4 protein-coding genes are annotated in these 4,261 nt (G+C 66.8%); 3 read left to right on the forward strand and 1 reads right to left on the reverse strand.

From position 1 onward, the window contains the following. On the reverse strand, window positions 1–472 hold a 472-nt coding region (locus ACOJSF_RS07990; RefSeq protein ID WP_420141687.1), incomplete at its 3' end, for an MFS transporter. Window positions 473–604: 132 nt separating this feature from the next. On the opposite strand from ACOJSF_RS07990, the gene edd reads away from it, so the two are divergent. From edd to ACOJSF_RS08005, 3 genes are all read left to right on the forward strand, one after another. Further along, on the forward strand, window positions 605–2,497 hold the full coding sequence (edd, locus tag ACOJSF_RS07995) for a phosphogluconate dehydratase (RefSeq protein WP_420141688.1): 1,893 nt from the start codon (window positions 605–607) through the stop codon (window positions 2,495–2,497). A gap of 14 nt (window positions 2,498–2,511) precedes the next feature. Then, on the forward strand, window positions 2,512–3,105 hold the full coding sequence (eda, locus tag ACOJSF_RS08000) for a bifunctional 4-hydroxy-2-oxoglutarate aldolase/2-dehydro-3-deoxy-phosphogluconate aldolase (protein WP_420141690.1): 594 nt from the start codon (window positions 2,512–2,514) through the stop codon (window positions 3,103–3,105). 229 nt (window positions 3,106–3,334) lie between these two features. Further along, a partial coding sequence (locus tag ACOJSF_RS08005) for an efflux RND transporter periplasmic adaptor subunit (RefSeq protein ID WP_420141689.1) occupies window positions 3,335–4,261 on the forward strand: 927 nt, incomplete at its 3' end.

Raw genomic sequence — 4,261 nt, forward strand, 5'->3', positions numbered from 1 at the left:
CCATCGGCACGCCGATGATTGTGGCCACCGTGAGGCCCAGCATCACGCGCCCGACCGCCATGGTCCGCTTGTCCGGCGGCACGAGCGAGGCCGCAACCAGCGCGGCGATCCCGAAATAGGCGCCATGGGGCAGCCCGCTCAGAAAGCGGAACAGGAGCATCGTGTGATAATCGGGCGCCAGCGCCGACAGGCCGTTGCCGAGCGCGAAGAGCCCCATCAGCAGGATCAGCAGCCGGCGCCGCGCAATCTTGGCCGAAAGGACCGCGATCAACGGCGCGCCAACGACCACGCCCAGCGCGTAGGCGCTGATCACGTGCCCCGCGACCGGCTCGCTGATCCCAAGATCGCGCGCGAAGAAGGGCAACAGGCTCATCGTCGCGAATTCGGTCGTCCCGATCGCAAACCCGCCCATCGCGAGGGCGAAGTGAACGAGCGCGGGGTGCGAAGCGGATGGGGAAACTGGTGGGCGCATGAACCTGACACTCTATGAAGTTACGCGCCGCCCTACCACCCAAGCAGCGCGAAGCGATTAAGTAAAATCTTTTTCATCCGAAGCGGCCGCTTTGGCGTTGCAAATCCGGCGCGTCCCCGCGATTTGGTGGCCATGGCTCTTGATCCCCGTATCGCCGCTGTCACCGACCGCGTGATCGAGCGGTCCCGTCGCCCACGGCACGCCTATCTCGCGCTGATCAATCGCGAACGCGAGCATGGCGTCGACCGCCCCCGCCTGTCCTGCGGCAATTTCGCGCACGGCTTCGCCGCCGCGGGCGAGGACAAAAAGGCGATCATCGCCGGACGCGGCATGAATATCGGGCTCGTCACCAGCTATAACGACATGCTGTCCGCGCATGCGCCTTATTACCGCTATCCTGAACAGATGAAGGTATGGGCGCGCGAGGTCGGCGCCACGGCGCAGGTCGCCGGCGGCGTACCCGCAATGTGCGACGGCGTGACGCAGGGGCAGCCGGGCATGGAATTGTCGCTGTTCAGCCGCGATACGATCGCGCTGTCGACCGCGATTGCGCTCAGCCACGGCATGTTCGAGGGCGCGGCACTCCTGGGCATCTGCGACAAGATCGTGCCCGGCCTGCTGATCGGCGCGCTCCGCTTCGGCCACCTGCCGACTATCCTGATCCCGGCAGGACCGATGCCCTCGGGCCTGCCCAACAAGGAAAAGCAGCGCGTTCGTCAGCTTTATGCCGAGGGCAAGGTGGGCGAGGCCGAACTGTTGGAAAGCGAGAGCGCGTCCTATCATTCGGCCGGCACCTGCACCTTCTACGGCACCGCCAATTCGAACCAGATGATGATGGAGCTGATGGGGCTCCATGTCCCGGGTGCGGCCTTCGTCAATCCGGGCACGAAGTTGCGCCAGGAACTGACCCGCACGGCGGTGCATCGGCTGGCGGAGATCGGCTGGGCCGGCAACGATTATCGACCGCTCGGCCGCTGCGTCGACGAAAAGGCGATCATCAACGCTGCAGTCGGCCTGCTCGCGACCGGCGGATCGACCAACCACGCGATCCACCTGCCCGCGATCGCCCGGGCAGCGGGCGTGATCTTCGATTGGGAGGATCTGGACGCCCTGTCGGCGGCGGTGCCGCTGATCGCGCGCGTCTATCCCAACGGATCGGGCGACGTGAACCATTTCCAGGAAGCGGGCGGGCTGGCTTTCGTGATCTCCGCGCTGCTGGAGGCGGGGCTGATCCACGATGACATTCTGACCGTGTGGGACGGCGGCATCACCGCATTCGGCGCGGAGCCGGCCTTGGCCGAAGAGGAACGCGTTGCCTGGACGCCGGTTACGGCCAGCCGCGACGCGGCGATGCTGCGGCCGGCGGCCGACCCGTTCATGCCCGATGGCGGCATGCGGCTGGTGAAAGGCAATCTTGGCCGCGCCACGTTCAAGAGCAGCGCGGTCGACCCCGTCCGCTGGACGATCGAAGCACCCGCGCGCATCTTCCACGATCAGGACGATGTGCTGGTTGCCTATCGCAACGGCGAGCTCCACCGTGACGTGGTGGTGGTGGTGCGGTTCCAGGGGCCACGCGCGAACGGCATGCCCGAATTGCACAAGCTCACGCCCGCGCTTGGCTCGTTGCAGGACAAGGGCTTCAAGGTGGCTCTTGTCACCGACGGCCGCATGTCCGGCGCTAGCGGCAAGGTGCCGGCCGCAATCCACCTTTCGCCCGAAGCGCTGGGCGGCGGCCCGGTCGCGAGACTGCGCGACGGCGATGTCGTCCGTGTCTCGGCGGATGACGGCACGCTCGAGGCGCTGGTGGATCCCGTCGAGTGGGCCGCACGCGATTTGGCGGAGGCTCCGCCCCCGCGGATCGGGACGGGTCGCGAGCTGTTCGCCTTCATGCGCGACGGCGCGTCGGGCGCCGAGCAGGGCGGATCCCGCCTGCTGGCGGCGATGTGTGACGACCTGGGCGAAGGGCTGCTGGGCGACGAACCGGCGGTGTGTCTGAATATAGCGAGCAAGGAAATCGACGCGTGACGATCGACCAAGTGATGACGATGGCACCGGTGATCCCAGTGCTGGTGGTGAAGGACGTGGCGCACGCCCTGCCGATTGCCGAGGCGCTGGTGTCCGGCGGTCTGCCGGTGCTCGAGGTGACGCTGCGTACCGACGCCGCGCTCGACGTGATCCGGGAGATGTCGAAGGTCGATGGCGCGTTCATCGGGGCGGGCACCGTGCTCAACGAAGTCCAGCTCGACGCAGCGATCGACGCCGGCGCGAAGTTCATCGTCAGCCCGGGCCTCACCACGCCGCTCGCTGAAGCGGCGATCAAGCGTGGCATTCCGTTCCTGCCGGGCATCGCGACCGCGGCCGACATCATGCGCGGCCTCGACCTGGGGCTCGATCGCTTCAAGTTCTTCCCGGCCGAGACTTCGGGCGGGATCAAGGCGCTGAAGGCGCTCGCCGCCCCGTTCTACAAAGCGCGCTTCTGCCCGACAGGGGGCATCACGGTCGACACCGCCGGCGACTGGCTGGCGGTCGATGCCGTCAGCTGCGTCGGGGGAAGCTGGCTGGTCCCGGCGGGTGAGCCCGATCCGGAAGCCATCAAGGCCCGCGCCCGCGTGGCCGCCGCCCTGCCCCGTTAAACCGTCAACACCCCGTGAGGCCGATCCTAGCGTTATCGATCGTCTTGGATCCGGCGAAGTTCACAGCTACTGGCCGGAACTGGCAGGACTCGTGTCGCATCGTTCACGAAACATCTGCCAAACACGATAGGGCAATAAACGGCCCTTCATGACGCGTCGCACAATCGGGGCTTGGCATTAGCATACCGATCGGTATAGAGGCCGCTCGAAATTGCGAGTCAGCCTTCATATGCGCCTTTCCCCTACCGGTCCTCTGGCCGCCCTTCTGTTGCTTTCGGCGTGCGGTGAGCAAGCGCCCCCGCCGCCCCCGCCGCCGCAGGTGGGCTTTGTCACGGTGCGGACCGAACCGGTCACGCTGACCACCGATCTGCCCGGCCGCACGTCTCCATACGAAAGTTCGGAGGTTCGCCCGCAGGTGGACGGGATCATCACGCGCCGGCTGTTCACCGAGGGTGATTTCGTCCGCGCGGGGCAGACGCTTTATCAGATCGACCCGGCGCCCTATGTCGCGCAAGCCGCCAATGCGCGCGCATCGCTCGCCCGTGCTCAGGCTGCGATCGCGTCCACCGAAGCGCTTGCCCGGCGTTATGGCGATCTCGTCAAGATCAACGCCATCTCGCGTCAGGATTATGACAATTCGGTCGCCAGCGCGAGCCAGGCGCGAGCCGATGTCGCGGCCCAGCGCGCGGCGCTGAACGCCGCCGAAATCAATGTGCGCAGGACGCGCATCACCGCTCCGATTTCGGGCCGGATCAGCGCATCGACCTTCACCGTCGGCGCGCTGGTAACAGCGGCGCAGGCGCAGCCGCTGACCACCATTCAGCGGCTGGACCCGATCTTCGTGGATATCACCCAGTCCAGTGTCGAGGTGCTGAAGCTGCGCCGGAACCTGCTGGCCGGGAACCTGTCGCGCGACGGCGGTGCGGCGCGCGTCCGCCTGATGCTCGAGGATGGGAGTGATTACAGTCTCGAAGGTCGTCTGCAGTTCACCGACGTGACGGTGGCGCAGGAGACGGGCACCGTTCGCGTCCGCGCGCTCTTCCCCAATCCGCAGGGGCTGCTGCTGCCGGGCATGTTCGTCCGCGCCCGGCTGGTCGAGGGCACCACGTCGCAGGGAATCCTCGTGCCGCAGCAGGCTGTCGGGCGAGACGAGAAG

Origin of the sequence: Sphingomonas sp., assembly GCF_048594985.1 — a bacterium.
Classification (GTDB): Bacteria; Pseudomonadota; Alphaproteobacteria; order Sphingomonadales; family Sphingomonadaceae; genus Sphingomonas_I.